Genomic DNA, 18514 nt, shown 5'->3' on the forward strand with positions numbered 1-18514 from the left:
GTATACTAGAAGTCCACTACGGAATAGTCAGCGGCCGAGAGGATGTCATCGCCTCAATGTCCGCGAGTTGTCAATCATCAACCACGAGCGGACATTCCGCTTCCCACCCACTTGCGGTCATTCGACAAGGAAAGAACTGGAGTCCGCTTATGAGATTAGGCAGGCTTTGGTTAATCTTCAAAACGCTGCTGAATAGGCTCGATTGGGTTTTGTTTTTTAGCTCTGGTTTTTGTAATCTGGGCTGCTGCAGAGGAGGTTATGGTTTGGCCATAGTGTTTTTCAAGCATTTCAATCGACGTCCCCATTTGCTTTGCCAGATGAAACGGAGATACATCCTCATATAATCTCTGCGTGGCGTAAAGGTGGCGCAGGGAATAGATGGTCCGAGCTGTCCCGTTTTTTATTATCGGCACATTTGCAAATTCCAGCAACGAGTGAAAAGACCGTTTGAAGGTTTTAATCTCAGTCCCATCAGGATGTTAGAATACCAATTGATCCCGATGGGGTTTCCAGAGTTCAGGATTATCTGGATGCTGTTCTTTCAACTCCGCGCAGCGCAGATCGATAATCTGGTTGAAGATCCTGCCGGTTCCCTTTTGACAGACAACTTCGCGACTACCTGTTTTGCCACGAACTTCAGCAACGACATATTTGGCATCATCATCTTCTATGGGTCTTAGATCGCCCCATTTGAGTTTTCTGAGCTCACCAACGCGAAGTCCGGTATTCACCAAAACGAGAAAATAGAGCTTCGCCAAAATGCGATCTTTGGAGGTGGCTTTCTGCTCGCCGTCTTTAAGCCATCCATCCATTGCTCGGATAATGGCTTTCCATTCCTGATCCGTAAATGTTGGCCTTCGTTCTCCGTTATTTTTCGGCGGTGTGGAATCTGGAATTTTTGCCAGATGCCCTATTTCAACGGCGAAATTGAACAGAGAGCGAATTGATGTTCGTTCACGGCCCAGTGTGGCATTTGATGGTATCTTCTTGGCATAATTTTCTTTTCGCCAAAGCCAGTAGTTTTGAAAATCGGTTGGACCAATTTGATCAATCTTCATCGACCCAAAATATTCAAGAGCATATGATCGGACGCGATCGATTGTCGAAGTCCAAGAACCGCCGTTGGAAGTAGGTCCCATCAAAGTTATGGATTTTTCCCCTTCTTCGAAGACCTTTGCAAAGGTCTTGGTTTTTTATGGAACCACCCATTCTTACATGATGATCAAGGTCATCATAGAGATTGGCCGCGAAACGTTCCGCATCACGAAGGATAGCTGTTTTTGTGGAAATGCTTTTATAACCGGAAGCACCGGGGACCCGAATACGGGCTTGCCATTTAGGGTTTTTCAAACCTTCTCGTTTGTACAAAATGATGCGCCCATCACCGCGAAGGTCAATTCGCTCGTCAGCATCAGTGCGGCCAGATCGGTTGCTTTCCACTAAGATTCTATAAACTAAAATGAATTTCCCGGGAACAGTTTTTTGTATAACTTTTGTATATAGGAAAAATGCACAAATTCACACATTTGCGGAATTCTGATTTCCGCTAAAGTGTTGGAATATATAGAAAAGGTGGTGCACCCGAGAGGATTCGAACCTCTGGCCTCTGCCTTCGGAGCTGGCCTAATGGCCTTTCCGAATTGCGCGACAGAGTACGCCAGAGCACGATAAAGTACTGTTTCCAATAGACTTTCCAAAATCGCGATCCGAAGACTCTATCCCGCGACAACCCCGGAATTTGCTCCCAAGTGCTTACGTGGTGCTTACGCGAAATCCGGGTCCGACTGGGACCGAGACGATGGCAAAGATCACGAAACGAACCGTAGACGGCGCCGAAGCGCAGACCAAGGATTACATCATCTGGGACGATGAACTGCCTGGCTTCGGGCTGCGCGTCTTCCCGTCCGGCAAACGTAGCTACCTCATTCAGTATCGAGCGCGCGGGCGGTCACGCCGCTACTCGATCGGCTTGCACGGGGTGTGGACCCCGGAAACTGCCCGGCGCGAGGCAAAGATCCGTTTGGGTGACGTCGCCCAAGGCGATGACCCCGCAGCAGAGCGGGAGGAAGAGCGTCGCGCGGTGACCGTTCGCGAGCTCTGCGAGCAATACATCGCCGACATGGAGGCGGGCCTCGTTCTTGGGAAAGGCGGTCGCCCCAAGAAGGCCACCACGGTCGCGACCGACGTCGGCCGCATCCGCAGGCACATTATCCCATTGCTCGGCACACGGAGGATAAAGGACGTTACCAAGCCGGACATGAACAATCTTATGAAGGACATCATCGCCGGCAAGACGCGCGTCGTGATGAAGACGGAGAAGCTGCGCGGCAAAGCGATCGTACGCGGCGGACGCGGCACCGCCATCCGCACTATGGGCCTTCTTGGCGGCATCTTTTCCTACGCGATCGAAGCCGGGATCATCGACCAGAACCCAACGCACGGCCTCAAGAAGCCGAGATATAGGGTGCGTGACCGACGTCTGAGTGAAGCCGAGTATCGGACGCTGGGTCGCATTCTTAAGGAGGTCCAGGATGACCGCCACTACGGCATCCACGCCGAGATCCTGCGCCTCATCGCCCTGACTGGCTGCAGGCGTGGCGAGATCATCGGGCTAAGGTGGAGCGAAGTCGATATCGACGGCAGCTGTCTACGCCTGAAAGATAGCAAGGAAGGTGCTTCCGTGCGTCCGGTCGGCCTGCCGGTCATTGACTATCTGGAGGCCGCACGCTCGACGCGAAACGGGACGTTCGTCTTCCCCGGCCAAGGAGAGGACAACGCGGTCGGAAACTTCCCGCAGAGCTGGAAGAAGCTCTTCGCTGATACACCGCTCTGGGATGTCACGCCGCATGTCCTGCGGCACAGCTTCGCTAGCATTGCCAACGATCTCGGTTTTACCGAGATCACCATCGCCGCGCTTATCGGGCACGCAAAGGGCTCGGTCACGAGCAAATACGTTCACACGCTGGATTCGACGCTGATTATGGCCGCCGACACCGTATCGGGTTACGTGAAGGCGCTTCTCGACGGGGTCGAGTTCAGGCGAAACACGTACACGCTCGACCGGCAGACACGGCGGAATGCTATCGACGACATGCTGATCGAGGCACGGCCGCGCACCTAAAGGATGCTTTCGATCACGCCTCCTCGGTCCGCTAACTGTCATATTTGACAGCCAAACCAAATTTAGCTGTCAAATATGGCAGTTAGGACCCTGCATTTGATGACTCCGTTTGCCCCGCTGTATCACTTCCCGTCCTCTGCATCCGGATCGGGGGTCAAGATCGGCCAGGGGCGTTCCGACGCAAGATCCGGATGGCGTGGTTCCGATTCTGGAGCACCGTACTCGTCCCGGAGCTTGTCTATGACGTTGAGACAGCGGGCGGCGGGGTCATCCTTGCCGCCGCTGCTCGTCATCGCCAGCAGCTTCCGGCGCAGCTCGACTGCCGGAACGGGCACGACATTGTAAGCACCCTCCCAGTTCTCTGCCGGGACGTGCTCCGTGACAGCGCTTTGGATCGACTGCCACGTCATGAACGAACGTCCGGTTTTCATCTCAAAATCGATCAGCATCAGTACGCCGTCCGCGCCAGGGTCTTCGGCGACTGCGCTAGATAGCAAAGCAAGCTGCTTCGTTGTCGGTCCATCCTTCAAGAGGTCGTAGACATAGGTGCGGACCTCGGAAAACTCCGAAATCAATCCACCCAATTCGCGTTGCCAATGCCATCCGTCGTATGATTTGCCGTCGAGCGCGCCGCTGATCGTCAAGTCAACAAGGCGGCGCGCGGCGGAGACGGTGCCGAACCTCAAAGCGGTCGTGCGCCACTGATGGTTCTGGTAGAGACGCGGGTCTTCTTCCGCGAGTGTGAAAGTCACTCCTTCTGCGTCGTCCGAGCACGAACTGTTGAGTCCGCCGACCATCTCTTCGAGCATTCGTGGGTCGCGTTGCGCGTCCGGCATGCCGCGCACGATGGCGGGCAGATCGGTGACAGGCGTGGCGAACGGCAAAAGGCGCAACCAAGCACGTAGCTGATACGCATCGCTCTGAGTCAGAATCCAGGTCTCCTTCTTGGCCGCCTCAAAGGTCTCAGCTATGCCGTCGGCCACGAGCTTGATGTCGATGTCCTCGCCAGAGAGGATCAGCGACAACAGCAAGGCTGCGCGCGCCTGCCTCGGCGCGAGAGAAATGAGCTTCTGGATCGTCACGTCACGCTGGCCGTGGGGGAGCCGTGATCCGACAACGCCGAGCGCAACCCCCAGCTTCATCTGCGCATCCGTCGAACCATCGACAATCAATGTGTCGATTGCGTCGAAGATCGCCTCCGCCTCGGCTGATGTCGCTGCGGGATCGACGGCGCGGGCCTCGCGGCGCTTTTCCACGCGCGAGAAATCTTCGCCGCTCCGGAATTTCTTGTCGTCCTTGGGTTCGTTGGCCTCGAACCACTGGAAGGCCAGCACACGCGCAGCCAACTCGCCAAAATGCTCATCCGTCAGGTATTCACGCATCAGCGCAGCGGTCTCCGGCGCATTGATCGCCAAGAACGCACGTTGGTACTCATGCATGTGTGGATGCTGCGCTTCGTGCACCGCGTCGCGATCCTTCCAGCCGCTCGCGGTCGCTATCTCGCGGAAAGCCCGATAGCGACGTAAATTGTCGTCAAGCATGCTCTTCAAGAGTGGAAGATGCGCGACGGACGGTGCGTGGCTCATCATCGTTGCAATGGTAGCCACTCGCCAACGCTTCTCATCCCCGGCGGCGAGCATGCGCTCTGCCCATTCGCGCGCCAGCACTCCGATTGCGGCCAAGCCTTCCACATTGAAGGGTCGCGCCCGCTCTTCGTCGCCGTAGGTCTCACGGGAAAACAGCTCGGCCAGTTGGACGATTTCCTCATTGTCAGCGCTTACCGCCCGCGCCTGAACGGCGGCCACCAAACTTGCGCCCGGCGTGTGGCCGATACGGGCGCGCAGATCGTGATAGCGATCACCAGCCTCCTGGTTGTACTTCCCGCTGGCGTCGCGCACGACTTTCCCAGCTGCAAGATACGCGTCGATCAGCCGGCCAACAGCGTTTGGTCCGAGCACTGAAGCGGCGGCCTCGGCGCGGTCATCGTGCCGGCTTGTTTCTTCGACGGCGATCCCGAGCAGCGCGTCGTCCTCAAGGACAAACCCGGCGGCCGCAAGAATATCGTCCGCGCCGTAGAAGAGTTCGCGGTGCTCGCGCACGCGGCGCAGTAGTCCCCCAGCGATAGCCTCCGGATATCGCTTTCGCGCTTCATACAACAAGTGCATTTCGCCATCGCGTTTCCGGTCGATCTCCATTTCGGCAACAATCTCAGTAATCTCGGTATCGTGGGCATCTTCGACCGGCGCGTGAACGAGCGTGCGCAGGCGCTGAAAGTGCGAAATTCCAGCAACCTTGCGCCGTTCGCGCGCTCGCCGAAGTTCCTGCTGGACGGCATCGACTGCAATGTCGTCGAGGTGACCCTTTTCGGCGAGGATGTCGTAGGTCGCGTCGCCTGCGTCAGCGAGCAAGTCGGCGACGTGACGATCCGCCCGTCGAAATGAGAGCGCATCGACCACTGTCGCCTTCACGTCCGGATCGCTGTCGGTCTTCGCGATTGCGGTCGCAAGGTCGAGGCCGTCGATCCCGCCATACGATGCGATTTCATGCAGTACGTTCTTGCGGATTTCCGGTGGCAGCGCTGCGATGCACGCCGGCGCGTCGTTCCCAAGCACGGATGAGCGAAATCGCTTCGCCGCCCGGAGGGCGGGCAGGTGCACTTGGGTGTTTGCGTGCGAAATAAGCGGCCAAAGAAAATCGGCGAATTCCGGCCTGCCGGACGTGATCATGAAACGCACCGCGCGATCCACCTTGCCTGGCGCGTGCCACTGCTCGGCGAGGCTCCGCATTTCGGTGCCGATCGGTGCCCATACCTCGTCGGTGGCGCGGAAGATCATCTCGCCCGCGAGGACAGGATCGACTTCAAAAGCTGCGCGGATGGCGGCGCTGCATGCGGTCTTATATATGGCGTCTCCGCGTGCGCTCCGTTCGACTGCGAACAGAACTGCTTCTTCCCACGGGCGCTGATCGAGCACGTCGACCTTCAGTTTCTCGCGTGCTGCCGGATCGCTGACGGCCTGTAGCATCAGTCGTTCGACGTAGTGCGAGGCGTACCATTCCTGAAATTGTTGGTGCTGGAACGAGTAGCCCGGCGTGTCGCCGGAGCGCGTCAGAACGTGATTGCTAACAAGCGTGTCGAGCAACGTGTCGGGCTGTGTGGAGATGGTGATTTGTCCGTCGTCCACCAGAACCCGCGCGGTGTTGGCGACCGATTTGCGCGCGTTGCTGTCCGTGATCGCCGTGTTGGCCGTTGTCGTAGCAAACACGGCGAGGTCATCCAAATAATCCTGCTGGAAGCCGAGAGCCACGGCATGAAGCGCCGCCGCACGGCGGGCTTCCTGCTCGTGTGCGGCAATGAAGCGCCGTAGCACTTCTTCCTTTGTTGTCGGAAAAGGCGCGCCCTCTGGCAGCGAAAGAAGTGCCGTGAGGTAGAGAGGGATGGTCACAAGATCCCGTACACCCGCTGTCCGCCACGCCTGATCGACGAGCTGTGCGCCAGCGTCGCCCCGCATGCCGTGCGCGATCTCCATTTGCTGATCTTCATCAAGCGGCAGTAAGTCGACCCGCGTCCCGCCGAACGGAATGTCGAGCGCCTGCCTGCGTGTGGAAATGACAAGACCGAGCTCCGGCAATTCAGCCTTGAGAGCAGTGATTTGCACGCGCGCGCGTTCGCGTGCGGCGGCATCCAGTTCGTTCCAGCCGTCAAGAAGCAGCACGACGCCGGGGTTCGCCGCGACGGCGCGGAAGTCCTGCTCGGAAATTCCGTTGAATGCGGGGCGTTTCAGGATGGATACGAGCAATGCCTCGCCTTCGGTGGCCCAATCCCCCAACGGCACGATAAGCGGCGTGCCATTGCCGATTTCCAACAGACCGTCGGCGACCTGAAAGAGAGTTGTCGTCTTTCCCATTCCGGGCGCCGCGACAAGGATGAGGTCATCCAGTGTGGTCACCGCGTCAGCAAGCGCGCGCGTACTAAGCGCCTCGTTCACATGCTTCACCTTTAACGTCAGCGTGAGCGCCACGTTCGTGCCCGGCCATTTGGGTGTTCGACGGAACACAGCCAAGTCCGCAGCGGCAGCTTTTTGAAAGCGTGCACTGATTTCCGAAACGGTCGGCGGCATGGTCGGGCCGAAGGGAAGCTTGTCGATAACGCTGCGCCACATGTCCTCAGAGTGCTTCTGCTTCCAAGAGTGCAGAAATGCCTCGGTGAAAATGGGATCGTCTGAATCAATTGCCTTTGCACAGTCTTGGCAAAGCCAAATCCCGTTCTCATGCGATTTCCGTTGGTCAGGCGTCATATCGGCGCGATAGCGGCGCGCACCAACTCCGGGGGCTGCAGCGCAGATATGAGCGGCAACTCCGATATTCATTTCCTTTGAGCCATCGCTGGTCGGCGCTGACGTCAGCTTCCTGCAACTAGGATTGCTACAATGATACCGGGCTTGCTTCGCGAGGCGATTCTTGGTCGCCTGACTGAAGTCGTCCCTATTGTTACTCTTGGTCATCGACGGTCTGCTCGGATTCGGTCGTGTGAACACTTTTGATAGTTTGCCCATCGATGGGCATTTCGCCGATCTCGGCTGACATCAAGAGCAGAGACACATATCCCGCTGTCTCGGCGATGTTGCTTGAAGTCCCGCCAATCGCAGCCTGCGCTTCAGCGGCGAAGTCAACGTCCCCAGTTCGCAGGTGCTCGATCAATTCGGACACATCCGATTGCAGGGCTTGGTCAAAAGCATTGAGCCGTCGGGTCAGTTCTTCGTACTTTCTTGCGAAGGTGGCCTCCAAGCTCCGACGGGCAGCAACCTCTTCTTCGGGACGAGGCTCATTGCCGAGCCGTTTTTGATCCATTGCTCCAAGTTCGCTGGCAAGGCTCAGCACCTCCCCAAACATGCTTGCCATAACAGATGGGGCTTGTGGCAATCCGAGTTGTTCAGCCCAGAAGGCAGCACCTTCCACGTCCGGAAGGAGGGTCTGGTAACCAGACTTTGCGAGCGCCGGGAACGCGACACCCTCAATGTTAGGCATGATCGTCAGGTGGATCGACGAATCCACCAATGACCGCACGAGTTCAGCTTGTTCAGCGAGCGTGACCACCGCATCTGCAATGTTGGGCACGGGCAACAGCGCGAGAACGTCTGCTGGTGGCCACGGTAGAATACCCTTGGTGTTAACGCGAAGATGGAACTGTGCGACAACTCCGGCTTCCTCTGCCAAGCGCTCAATTTCTGCCTTTCGCTGAGCTAGTCGTGTTTCCCCGGCAGCTTTGGCAGAGAGGGATACGAGCCGAACGGAGTTGCCTACTCGCGCGCCTTTGCCGCGCGCCGCCCAAGTTACCGCTGGCGCTTGCTTCCTTTCATGGGCTTCTCCGGCCAGAACTCGCAACGTGTCCAATAGCGTCTTAAGTCCGGTAAGCATCGGTGGAGGACCGTCGGCGATGAGCTGCCAAGGCTCTTCGGCAGCTGCAGTGTCGATATCGGCGATGAGATCGCCCAACCAGGCAATGTATGCGCCAGCTTGGTCGGGCAGTATTGCGAACCTCTTGACGAGATTGACGCTTGCGCTGTGTAGGAGGTTCTGGAACTTGGTGACGGCGGTGTTAGCCTCTCCGCGCCCCGCGCCTGACGCTTCCAATGATGAAACAGCGGGAGGCGTCAGTGCTTCAGTTTCCGCATTGAGTGAATTCAGCTTGTCGGCGAGATTGCCGAGTGCATCCTTTCCTCGAAAATGTGCGTCGAAGACCTTCTCCAACGTCGGCACAAGGGCATCGAGAACGGCCACGCCTCTTGCGAGATAGTCGCTATAGTTAGCAGCAGCGATGCGGCGGGAAATCAGATCTCCCCATTGCTTGTTCCACTGCGGTACAGAGGCTGGCGGGAGATTTTCTCGAGGTATTCGTTTTGTGGCGAGCGGCAACTGGACAATGCCTGCCAGCTCACCGCTTGCCGTAATGGCGTTGGACACCGCAATTTCTGCTGATGGGCACAGCGCTAAGATCAACTCGCACAAGCTCACAACTGCGTCATGCGGATTCTCCTGCACGGAGCCGGCGACATACCAAAAATCACAATGGACGATCACTCCATCATCAGCAGATTCAATCGAGACGGGGCCCGCCCAAGCCCTCTCTTCCTCGATCTTTGCAAAGAGTGCTTCTTGCCCGAGTTCCTCACCCCAACGAGTTGCAGTTTCACGGTCAAGTGCGGCTAGAGTAGCCATAATCGACCCGACAAGATTCAGATCGGCAACGAGAAAATCCGACGGAGGGAGGGCTATAGCGGACTTCATCACCTCCGGTATGAATACGCCAACTAATGCCTTGAGGAGCTCCTCAAGACCTATCAAATCGGCGCTTTTGCCTAAGTTGGACAAAGTGGATGGAGCCAAATGTTCTATCAACAGGCGACGAGGGTCATCTTCCGGTGAACCTTTGATCTGCGAAAGTCGATTCGCCGCGGCCTGGACCTCCGGGATGGTGCTGAGACTACTCAGATCAATATCCGCAATCCCGAACATTGCCGCAGTGCCGACTTGCGTTCGCGGCAGTGCACGCGCTTCAGGCGTGTCCAGCCATTCGTCGACGCCCGAAGAAACGCGGCCCGAACCCAGACCCCGGAGCGCTGAAGCCAACGCTCGCGCATCCTGTTCGCCCTCCAAGCGGGCAATTAAGCCATTGAGCACCGCCGGAATAGGTAAGCGCCGCTCAGATAGCGTGTCCGCGACCAAGGGCGCGAGATCGGTGGCGGGCACACTTGCGACTGTCCGCTCGAAACTCGTTTCGAGGGTCGGCAATGTTGTCTGGTGTGTGAACTGCAACAATTTTTCGGATCGCAGCTTGTGCAGGCCGGTGACCGCGCCCGGAGCAGGTGAACGAACCAGATGTTCCTGGATGAGGCGCTGTAAGGCGCGTGACAGATCGGCCTCACTGACCGAAAGCGCGCGCGCCAATCGCGATGCATCGACTTCAGCATTCGCTGCGCCTGCCCAGGCGCCGGATCGCAGAATATCCAGTTCAAGGGAACGCTTCGGATCTGAAATCCTGGCCGCAACCTGGTCGGCGAGGAGTTCGTGCATCCTCTGTCCGCGCGTCAGGATATGGACATATTCGAGAAGAAGACCATCGCTCATCTTCCACGGCTCGCGCCAACCCACCCAGTCCGTCTTTTCAGCTTCGCGTAGTTCTCGCCAGAGTCGTTCTGCGAGTTCATCATCGGGATCAGCGCGTATCTCGGCTGCACGGGCGCGCTCGGCAATCAGCGTGACATCTTCTTCCCGGACCGAACCGAGCAGGACGACGCCGGGCACAGACATCGCCTCTTTGAGCAAGGCGCCCCAGCTTTCCAGCCCGTTCCGACCGACATCATCCATGACGAAGCCCAGGGGGCTGTCTACTGAAGCGCGAAACGTCCGGACCAACTGGCGCAGAGATGGAATATCCTCCGTGCTCAGACGATGGATACGAAACCACCGCACCGTATGGCGCAACGCGTTGGCGGCCTCCCACATTAAAGCGGATTTTCCGGCCCCTGACGGTCCGACGATCAACGCGGCCCGGCGTTGTTCAATACCTTCCACCAAAGCCGACCTGCTTCGGGGGCGTTCCGCCACCAAACCTGCCGCGATGTGACCGGGTTCTACATCGACCCCGAGATAGAAGTTCGGATCGTTGAGAGGCGTAAGGAAATCTACTGGTTCGCAGACGCCATCCCTGAGGGCGCGTTCGATCGCATCAATGTCGATAGCGGCCAAGACATCGCGGATTGACGTTTCGGTGTCGGAGATCGAAACGCCACGATAGTTCTCCGGTGCCAATCGGCCATTGGCGTCTGCCAGGGCACCCACGCGGACCAGCAGATCGGCAAAGCACATCTGGGCTGCAATTGGGGCGCAGTTCAATCGATCTACGATCAGGCTGATCGCCCATTCCTGTGGTGAGGTCGTCACGATGATCGATGTTCTTGGGAGAAGATCGGAGACCCCACCGAACTGTGAAAGTCTGGTGCTGATCGGACCTTCGATTGAGCGGACTGCGGGGTGATCGTCGAGGGGACTGAGGCCCGCCACCCCCCGCTCAAGAATGAGTTCCAATCGCTGCGGCTGCGGTGCGGAGCCAAGCGACCGATTCCACAGGTCCTCAATGTGTCCAACCGTCTCGCCTTCCGTATAGTCCCCAAGGTGTTCCCGCCGGCTCTTGACCTGGACAAAGCTCGTTTCTTCGCCACGCAGCTCAATGTCGTCACCACCTTCTGGAATCACGATGGCGGGCGCTCGCTGACCAGCCCATATTTCCACAGCTAACCAAGCAGACACGGCATCCTGGTAACGAAAGCCCCGGCCTGCATTGGATCCGGCCCTGGATGCAGCCTTGCCCGATTTGGACGATGGCTGTGGATTTCGGCGCGGCTTCGGGCCTTTTGTCTTTTTAGCCATGTTCCTGGCCATCGCTTTCTTCAGCCCCTTCCGTCGGAGCATTCAGGCTTTCTTCAATCTCTCCGATTGATGACATTATGTCTTCAAAGTTCGGTGCATCACCGAAGATCATGGCCCTGGTATTGTCATAGTCACGAGCCAGTCGTTCAATCATATCGCCAACGGGCCGAAGCGAAAATGAACCTGGCGCAGCAGACGCGAGATCGAAATCCGGCCTATTGAAGAATGTCTGTGCATGCACAATGCAATCTGCTCCAAGAGCTAGATCCGCAAGAGCGGCGGCACCAGCGTTCGATTTCAGCAGTGAATGCAGATCGTAGTAATGACGCGAAATTCGCTGCCCGTCCTGACGCAATTCACCACGTCGCTCGAACCAGTTGCGTAGCCCGTGTGCAATGACGATCTTGTCCCAAAACGTCCGTTCTGCATCAATGGTCGTGACACCCGGTACGCTAAGATCAAATGTCTTAAGGTCATCGTCGATATAAGGCGTGATCGTAAGGGGGTGGTTCGGATCAAGCGCGGATTTCGCTCCGGACTCGATCTTCACAGCCGCTTGCACATATGCTGTTTCGGACGTATCCACCCGTGGGTACCAGACGAGTAAGGTCTGATTGCTCGGATCAGTTTCGTCGACTTCCACGCGGCCCAGGCCTTTCGTGTCGCCATCAAGAATTTCAGCGACCGCAGTACGAAGGTCAGTCGTGATGTAGTTGCTGCAGTCAGCAGCGATTGCGTCGAGCGCAGCCTTCCTTTTTTTGTTGGATAGCGCTGCAATTTCCGCAGTGGTCCCCGGATGGCCAAGATCATCTCGGAAAACCGTCACGTCGATGTCTTCTGAGAACCGGCTGATCAAGCCATAGGCCTTCGATAAAGACGTGCCGCCTTTGAAGAGTAGGCGTGGTCCGTTACCAGGAAGTCGATTATAGAGCGTGTTGAGTGTCCAACACACCCAAAAGTCCTTCTCGATGTTGATGAGCGGCGCGCCCAGACGCTGGGCAGTTGTCAGGAATAAATCTGCACGATCTGCCGGTTCCGCGCGAATGATTTCCTTGAAGGCATCTGTACTCATTCTTGCGACCCCGCGCTGGCCGCAGCGAGTGGATTGCGCAATATCTCCTGCATCCAGATAGGCATCGCTGCTAGGCCAGTGCGCAAGTCTTCGGTGAGTTGTGGTCCGTTCTTCTCATCTGCAAGAAGCTTCCGAATAGTGCGATCGAGCTTGGAACGCTCAACTTCACTTCGCGTTGCGTCGTGGATCCAGTACAGCGCTTGCACGAGATACATGCCAGGTCGTCCGGCCCAATAGAGACGGCTTGGTGCAGCATGCTTGAAGACAATTTTTTGGTTTCCAAGTTCAATCGGTTTCAAGCGTGCATCCACCAGGACCTCGATCTTTGCTGGCACAGCATTTGTAAGGCCCAAGGTGTTGGCTGCCGTCATTCCGTCAACGACAAAACGGGCCTTATCGCGTCGCGCAACAGCCTCAATAACCGCGCGATAGTCTGGTACCGAGCGGCTCTGGGTCAGTTTGTTCATCTTCGGCTTATCGTAAAGACCGCGTTCGATGCGTCGAAGTTCGCCTGATTTGACCATGCGCTGTAGCGCCTTATCGACGGCCTCTCGTGGACCGAGGTCTGCGAAATCTGGAGGAGTCCAGACTTTTGCAGGCTCGGCTACGATCCGATCCAAGATGAGTGTCGGCAGACTTTGCTGGGCATTGTGTCTGGTCATGTCCGAAGTATGTCACATTGTTCGGACATTAGCGAGTCCGAAACCTACTACATATTTCGGACATTGGTTCCAGAGAACCGTCACTGCGTCAAAACCGGAAGGTTCAGTGATGGGCGGTAACTGCGGTCACGGCCCCCCTCAAAGTCGAATTCATAAAGGCGCACGCGCCCGAGCACTGGCGCCTGCTGGCCAAGGAAGAACGTCAACGCATTCGGCGCGGCGACAAACAGGTGAGAGACCGACCCCGGCCGCTGCCCGCAGTTTGCTGATCGCATCGCTTCCTTCGCCGATTGCGCAAGATCGAATGCGTGCCGCCCTGCGGCAACAACCTGCGATCCTGAACCCGTCGAGGGCCGGAGGACCACCAATCGCCCGACGGACGGAAGCTGATCTTCAACGTATCGCCGCACATCGCCGGTGATGTCGTGGGTTATGCTAAAGGCTACCGCAATGTCCGGGGCGTCCGGCTTCATCTCAATCACGGTCGGATCAAGCGTCGGCCAATCCGGATCAGTCGGAACATCGTCGGCGGCCCAGACGCTCCGCTCTAGCGTTCGCTGCTCCAGTTCCACGGCCCGTCCGGACTTGATGTTAAGCACGCTCCCGGCAGCGAAAGCCAAGGTTGTGTGCGCATCAAGCGCTAGCCGCAGCCTTGACCGATCACTTGCTGCAGACCGAAGAAAGTTGGAGAGGCCAGGATAAAGCGTAGCCGACCAGTCAGCGTCATCCCGTATGAACCGCTCATCGAAAACCGAGACAACATTGAGCACTTCATCGCACCGATCTTCCAGCCGGTCGAATGCGTGCTCGAAAGATTTCACGCCAAAAACTTTTGGTCGCTCAGATGAAGCGCCGAATAGATCTTCACTGGCACACAAGGCTTTGAAGCTCTCGCGATCGTATTCAACCCGTCCCTGACTCATCCACTGAAAGACGAGGTCATCATAAGAAAAAGCGCTTTCATGCGGCGGCACTCGACGCAGCCCGACGAAGGCGAAAAGCATATCCAACATATCGCGCAAATCGCCCAGAGTTTCCGAGGTATGTCCAAACGCCATCGTACCAGCGAGGAGCCGCAGCTCATTCTCGTCAATGTCTAGATGTTCCCGCCAGGCTTTTCGGATTCTGCCAGCAGCACTGTTGTCCGTCTTGGTCCCGTAAAGACGATCAAGCCGAATAGCTCCTGACCTCTGGCTAATCACCGGATTGAGCGCATCCGCACGATCAAGTTGCCAATTCGTCACCAGTTTGAACTGAGCTCCGGCTCCATCTGGAGCAATTTTCGCCTGTGCTTCACGCGCGCGCTGAAGTAGCGAGCGGGCGTTCGCATTGATGAACTCGGGGTTCACCAAATCGGAATAACCGTAGGTGCCGGGAGAAACATGCCACTTACATTGCATGTGCCCGCGCTTCAGCGGTCGGCCCAACGAGTCCTTGGGTTCGCGACCGGCAGCATATTCCACCCAGACATCGTCGAAGCTCTTCGGGCCGCTTTCAAATCCAACACGAACAATCGGACTGTCTGGGTCAAGCAACCGTGCAGCACGAAGCCAAAACTGACGTGCCTGATATGTATCCCCATCGCGCCGAACAGTGACTGCTTGCGTCATAGCTGCAGCCTAACCGCTCGCCGGGCTATCTTGGAACGGCGGCGTCGGTGACATGCTGCGAGCAATTTCCACCGCACGCGCACCATCCACGGGTCGCGACGGATACGAGCACGGGTGCAATAGACTCATTCGAATTTATCGGCCGGGCGGCATGGACACATATCGACGCGGCTTGGGCAGGACCGCTCAGACTTTGTGATCGCTATGCGGACCGTTTGGCGGGAGTAGAAAAAGCGGATTCGGTTGCAATATCCGCGCACAAATGGCTATTCCAGCCCAAAGAAGCGGGACTTATCCTCTTCCAGGATGTCGATGCTGCTCACCAGGCTATTTGCTTCGGCGGTGCCTATCTCACGAGGCCAAATGTTGGCGTTTTGGGCTCGCACGGCGCGAACGCCGTCGCACTTCTGGCAACGCTCCTGGCACTTGGCCGCCAGGGCATCGCTGAACGGATCGAACGCTGTGTGGCGATCGCTGAACACTTTGCCTCTTTCGTCGCCGATGATGCCCGTCTTGAACTGCATGAGTGGCCCACTGCCGGCGTCGTGAACTGGCGCCCCATCATTGGCGATACCAAAGACCTGCTGGAAAGGCTTCCAGATGGATCGACCTCAACTACCCGCCTCTCAGGCGATATCTGGCTCAGAAACGTTGCAGCCAATCCAAACGTCGACATCAAGGCATTTATCCAAAGCGTCGAATGTGCGCTTCCCGCCCGATCTGGCGGCTAACAGTCGGGCAAGGTCGAACTTTCAGAGGAAGAGGCGGGCCGGGTTTTCGTGACGGGTTTGGAGGTCGAGAGAGAGGCTTTCGGCCAGCCCGTCGCGGAGAACTGATATGACCAAGTCTCAGAAAATCACCCTCAGCGCCTCGCGCGACATCCCTTTCAACAAGCTGGTGCTGAGCCAGTCCAATGTCCGCCGCGTCAAGGCTGGCGTCTCGATCGAGGAGCTCGCCGAGGACATCGCCCGGCGCACACTCCTGTCCTCGATCACCGTCCGGCCGGTGCTGGACGAGGACGGCGCTGAAACCGGCATGTTCGAGATCCCGGCCGGCGGACGCCGCTACCGGGCGCTCGAACTTCTGGTGAAGCAGAAGCGCCTGAACCGCACCGCGCCGGTGCCCTGCATCATGCGCACGGACGGCCTCGCCGAAGAAGACAGTCTCGCCGAGAATGTTCAGCGAGCGCCGCTTCATCCGCTCGACCAGTTCCGCGCCTTCCAGACGATGCGCGAGAAAGGCAGACACGAGGAAGAAATCGCGGCGGCCTTCTTCGTCTCGGCGAACGTCGTCAAGCAGCGGCTCAAGCTCGCCGCTATCGCGCCATCGCTTCTCGACGCCTACGCCGAGGAGGAACTGACCCTCGACCAACTCATGGCCTTCACGGTCAATCCCGACCAGGAGCGTCAGGAGCAGGTCTGGGAGTCGATCAAACGGACTTACGCGAAACGGCCCTATGAGATCCGCCGCATGCTGACCGAAGGCGCCGTGCGCGCCTCCGACCGGCGGGCGCAGTTCGTCGGGCTCAACGCCTATGAGGCGGCCGGCGGCGTCATCCTTCGCGATCTTTTCCAGTCCGATGATGGCGGCTGGCTGCAGGATGCAGGCCTCCTTGCGAAACTCGTCGATGAAAAGCTCGCAACAGAGGCACAAGCGATCCGCGCCGAGGGCTGGAAATGGATCGAGATCGGCACGGACTTCCCCTACGGCCACACCTACGGCCTGCGCCGGATCATCGGCGAGACCGAGCCGATGAGCGAGGACGAGATCGCGAGCTTCCACGCGCTGAAGGCCGAATACGACACGCTCGAAGACGACTACGCCGACGCGGAGGAGTTTCCCGAAGAGATCGACAGTCGGCTCGGCGAGATCGAAACGGCGATGGAAGCCTTGCAAGAGCGGCCCGTCTGCTTCGAGCCGGACGAAATCGCCGTGGCCGGCGTCTTCGTCAGCATCGGCCATGACGGCCGCCTGCGCGCCGAACGTGGCTATGTCCGTCCCGAGGATGAACCTTCCGTCGAATCCGATGGGCAGGATGAGGTCGACGGGATCGACGCCTCCGCCGAGGAGGACGTCGGTGACGTTACGACCCCCGACGCCAGCGAAGAGGCGGAAGAGGAAGACGATGGCCTGAAGCCGCTCTCCGACCGCCTCGTCATGGAATTGACGGCGCATCGCACGCTCGCCCTTCGCGACGCGCTCGCCAACGATCCGCAGACGGCGTTCCTCGCCGCCCTGCACGCGATGACGCTCCGGCTCTTCTACCACTATCCGCTGGATAGCTGCGTCGAGATCACCCCGCACAGCACCGGTTTTGGCGCCCAGGCGCCAGGCCTTGACGACACGGCTTACGCGCTCAGCATAGACGATCGCACGACGAGCTGGCTAGGGGCGCTGCCGAAAGCGCCTGAGGATCTGTGGGAGGCGCTGGTCGGGTTCGACAACGATAGCCGCGAGGCGCTGTTCGCGCATTGCGTCGCCATGACCGTCAACGCCGTCCAGGAGCCCTACAACCGCCGTCCGCGGGCGCTCGCCCACGCAGACGTGCTGACGGCGACGCTCGGGCTCGACATGGCGGCGGCCGGCTGGGCGCCGACGGGCGAGAGCTATCTCGCTCGCGTCACCAAGGCCCGCATTCTGGAGGCCGTGCGCGAAGCGAAGGGCGAGAATGCATCCGACCGCATCGCCGGCCTCAAGAAACCGGACATGGTCGCGGCGGCCGAAGAGCTTCTCGAAGGAACCGGTTGGTTGTTCCTGAGCCTCCGGCGACCCGAACCGCCAACTCGCGAACGCGTGGTTGCCTCCACCGGATCGCCGGAGGCTGCACGGCGCCTCTTCGCCATGGGAAGACCGGTCGGTGGAACGCTCGCCGAGCGCTATCTTCATCGACGCGGTCTTTCCGGGCTTGGCGACGCGCCAGCTCTGCGATTTCATCCGTGCTGCTACTATTGGCGAGAAGGTCAGCCCAAAGACACCCCGCCGGAGACCTGGCCAGCACTGCTCGCCAAGGTCACGGACGGGAACGGCAAATTGACCGGCGTCCATCGCACCTGGCTCGATCCGGCGACGGCTCGCAAGGCGCCCCTCGATCCATCACGCAAGGCGATGGGGAACCTGCTCGGCCATGGCGTGCGGATCGGAACTGCGAGCGACATCCTCGCTGCTGGCGAAGGGCTGGAAAGCACGCTCTCCGTACGCATGGCGTTGCCCAACATGCCCGTTATATCCGCGTTGTCGGCCAATCATCTCGCCGCGCTGATCCTGCCGACCGGGCTTAAGCGTCTCTACATCGCCGCCGACGCCGACGAAGCAGGCGACATGGCCACCGCTAATCTGATCGAACGCGCAGGAGCCGTCGGTATCGAGACGATCCGGCTTATTTCTCTTGGCGGCGACTTCAACGAAGACCTCCGCAAGCTCGGACGGGACGACCTAAGGACGCATCTGGGTCAGCAACTGGCCGAGCCCGATCTATCGCGGCTGCTTTCCGACGAACACTGAGCGGCTGGGCGAACCTGTCACTGGTCTGGTCGCCATTGTCAGAGCGCTTCCTATTTCGAGAGCCACCCCTTCGGCCTTCCGAGAGGAGCGAGACGGAGCGGAGACTGGCCGGGCCGGCAAC

General features: G+C 58.4%; 11 protein-coding genes. 4 read left to right on the forward strand and 7 right to left on the reverse strand.

Features of this window, described 5'->3' with window-relative positions; all coding sequences use genetic code 11:
• Positions 1-170 precede the first annotated feature (170 nt).
• Together ACN0VD_RS13690 and ACN0VD_RS13695 are read right to left on the reverse strand one after the other, a co-directional pair.
• A complete protein-coding gene (locus ACN0VD_RS13690; RefSeq protein ID WP_417595189.1) occupies positions 171-413 on the reverse strand; it encodes a hypothetical protein in 243 nt (80 codons plus the stop codon).
• A 66-nt stretch (positions 414-479) separates the two neighbouring features.
• On the reverse strand, positions 480-1058 hold the full coding sequence (locus ACN0VD_RS13695) for a tyrosine-type recombinase/integrase (protein ID WP_417595190.1): 579 nt from the start codon (positions 1056-1058) through the stop codon (positions 480-482).
• A gap of 64 nt (positions 1059-1122) precedes the next feature.
• Here ACN0VD_RS13695 and ACN0VD_RS13700 point away from each other — a divergent pair, with 64 nt between their 5' ends.
• Positions 1123-1443 (forward strand): hypothetical protein, encoded by a 321-nt coding sequence (locus ACN0VD_RS13700; protein WP_417595191.1) that lies wholly within the window; start codon positions 1123-1125, stop codon positions 1441-1443.
• 355 nt (positions 1444-1798) lie between these two features.
• Positions 1799-3121: a tyrosine-type recombinase/integrase gene (locus ACN0VD_RS13705; RefSeq protein ID WP_417595193.1), complete on the forward strand. Its 1323-nt coding sequence runs from the start codon at positions 1799-1801 to the stop codon at positions 3119-3121.
• Positions 3122-3243: 122 nt separating this feature from the next.
• On the opposite strand, the gene ACN0VD_RS13710 is transcribed toward ACN0VD_RS13705, so the two are convergent.
• From ACN0VD_RS13710 to ACN0VD_RS13730, 5 genes are all read right to left on the reverse strand, one after another.
• Positions 3244-7488, reverse strand: coding sequence for an NACHT domain-containing protein (locus ACN0VD_RS13710; RefSeq protein WP_417595195.1), 4245 nt, complete (start codon positions 7486-7488; stop codon positions 3244-3246).
• 121 nt (positions 7489-7609) lie between these two features.
• Positions 7610-11548, reverse strand: coding sequence for a hypothetical protein (locus tag ACN0VD_RS13715; protein ID WP_417595197.1), 3939 nt, complete (start codon positions 11546-11548; stop codon positions 7610-7612).
• Positions 11541-12620 (reverse strand): nucleotidyl transferase AbiEii/AbiGii toxin family protein, encoded by a 1080-nt coding sequence (locus tag ACN0VD_RS13720; protein WP_417595199.1) that lies wholly within the window; start codon positions 12618-12620, stop codon positions 11541-11543. Before ACN0VD_RS13720 ends, ACN0VD_RS13715 begins: the two co-directional genes overlap by 8 nt.
• A complete protein-coding gene (locus ACN0VD_RS13725) occupies positions 12617-13144 on the reverse strand; it encodes a DUF6088 family protein (protein ID WP_417595201.1) in 528 nt (175 codons plus the stop codon). The genes ACN0VD_RS13720 and ACN0VD_RS13725 overlap by 4 nt, the downstream gene beginning before the upstream one ends.
• A gap of 218 nt (positions 13145-13362) precedes the next feature.
• Positions 13363-14892: an SAVED domain-containing protein gene (locus ACN0VD_RS13730; RefSeq protein ID WP_417595203.1), complete on the reverse strand. Its 1530-nt coding sequence runs from the start codon at positions 14890-14892 to the stop codon at positions 13363-13365.
• 47 nt (positions 14893-14939) lie between these two features.
• Between ACN0VD_RS13730 and ACN0VD_RS13735 the strand changes: the two genes are divergently transcribed.
• Both ACN0VD_RS13735 and ACN0VD_RS13740 read left to right on the forward strand, forming a co-directional pair.
• Positions 14940-15623, forward strand: coding sequence for a pyridoxal-dependent decarboxylase (locus ACN0VD_RS13735; protein ID WP_417595205.1), 684 nt, complete (start codon positions 14940-14942; stop codon positions 15621-15623).
• 106 nt (positions 15624-15729) lie between these two features.
• On the forward strand, positions 15730-18393 hold the full coding sequence (locus ACN0VD_RS13740) for a toprim domain-containing protein (protein ID WP_417595207.1): 2664 nt from the start codon (positions 15730-15732) through the stop codon (positions 18391-18393).
• Positions 18394-18514: the final 121 nt, after the last annotated feature.

The sequence above is a fragment of the Parasphingorhabdus sp. genome (assembly GCF_048267785.1).
Lineage (GTDB): Bacteria > Pseudomonadota > Alphaproteobacteria > Sphingomonadales > Sphingomonadaceae > Parasphingorhabdus.